Origin of the sequence: Methylophilus sp., assembly GCF_035460085.1 — a bacterium.
GTDB lineage: Bacteria > Pseudomonadota > Gammaproteobacteria > Burkholderiales > Methylophilaceae > Methylophilus.
Genome location: NZ_DATHWZ010000095.1, coordinates 1 through 1,529 on the forward strand (window position 1 = coordinate 1; position 1,529 = coordinate 1,529).

Here is a 1,529-nt window from a genome sequence, read left to right on the forward strand (position 1 = left end):
CTATCGGTCGATTACGAGTATTTAGCCTTGGAGGATGGTCCCCCCATATTCAGACAGGATTTCTCGTGTCCCGCCCTACTTGTCGCAAGCTCAGTACCACACAGGTCTTTTCACGTACGGGGCTATCACCCGCTATGGCCAACTTTTCCAAGCTGTTCCGTTAAGTCTTGTGCTATCACTTGCAGGCTGTTCCGATTTCGCTCGCCACTACTTTCGGAATCTCGGTTGATGTCTTTTCCTCGAGCTACTGAGATGTTTCAGTTCACCCGGTTCGCCTCGCATGACTATGTATTCATCATGCGATACCCCTAAGGGTGGGTTTCCCCATTCGGAAATCTCCGGATCAAAGCTAATTTGCCAGCTCCCCGAAGCTTATCGCAGGCTATCACGTCCTTCGTCGCCTGTAATCGCCAAGGCATCCACCATATGCTCTTATTCACTTGACCCTATAACTTTGACGCCTCATCACGAGAAGCAAAGTCAATCAAGGAATGGCCAGGTCTTTCACCTGGCGCGTTATGCCGTACTTCAAAAAATCGATTTGACTCGAAATTGAAGTTCATATTTGACGCAATCAAAAATTCAATTGTTGTTAGCGGCACGGTCCGCCATGAAGCGGTTTCCGCTAACAACGCTGATTCGACTCTATGAATTGTTAAAGAACAGCCGATTGATCGATAGATATCGATCAACAACAAAGAAGCCTCATCTTTCGACAAAGCCGCTTTGGTGTTGAATCACGATGACAAGATTGTTTGGTGGAGGATGACGGGATCGAACCGACGACCCCCTGCTTGCAAAGCAGGTGCTCTCCCAGCTGAGCTAATCCCCCGGGACATGCGTCTATGGAGGAATGGTGGGTCTGGGTGGTCTCGAACCACCGACCCCCGCCTTATCAAGACGGTGCTCTAACCAACTGAGCTACAGACCCGAGCCGGTCGCTATTCGACCAGGCCGAACCTGTGTCGTTGGCGACATCCTTCCAACAACCGATAAGTGTGGGCGTTTAAATTAGATTGCAGTTTCCAGAAAGGAGGTGATCCAGCCGCACCTTCCGATACGGCTACCTTGTTACGACTTCACCCCAGTCACGAACCCTGCCGTGGTAATCGCCCTCCTTGCGGTTAGGCTAACTACTTCTGGCAGAACCCGCTCCCATGGTGTGACGGGCGGTGTGTACAAGACCCGGGAACGTATTCACCGTGACATTCTGATCCACGATTACTAGCGATTCCGACTTCACGCAGTCGAGTTGCAGACTGCGATCCGGACTACGACCGGTTTTATGGGATTAGCTCCCCCTCGCGGGTTGGCAGCCCTTTGTACCGGCCATTGTATGACGTGTGTAGCCCCACCTATAAGGGCCATGAGGACTTGACGTCATCCCCACCTTCCTCCGGTTTGTCACCGGCAGTCTCATTAGAGTGCCCAACTAAATGTAGCAACTAATGACAAGGGTTGCGCTCGTTGCGGGACTTAACCCAACATCTCACGACACGAGCTGACGACAGCCATGCAGCACCTGTGTT

General features: G+C 51.7%; 2 tRNA genes and 2 rRNA genes. All 4 read right to left on the bottom strand.

Annotated features, from left to right (window positions below):
- Positions 1-446: ribosomal RNA gene (locus VK958_RS13325) — 23S ribosomal RNA — on the bottom strand; the annotation flags it as partial.
- A 310-nt stretch (positions 447-756) separates the two neighbouring features.
- A tRNA-Ala gene (locus tag VK958_RS13330) sits at positions 757-832 on the bottom strand.
- A gap of 22 nt (positions 833-854) precedes the next feature.
- Positions 855-931: transfer RNA gene (locus VK958_RS13335), tRNA-Ile, on the bottom strand.
- 98 nt (positions 932-1,029) lie between these two features.
- Positions 1,030-1,529, bottom strand: a 16S ribosomal RNA gene (locus VK958_RS13340); the annotation flags it as partial.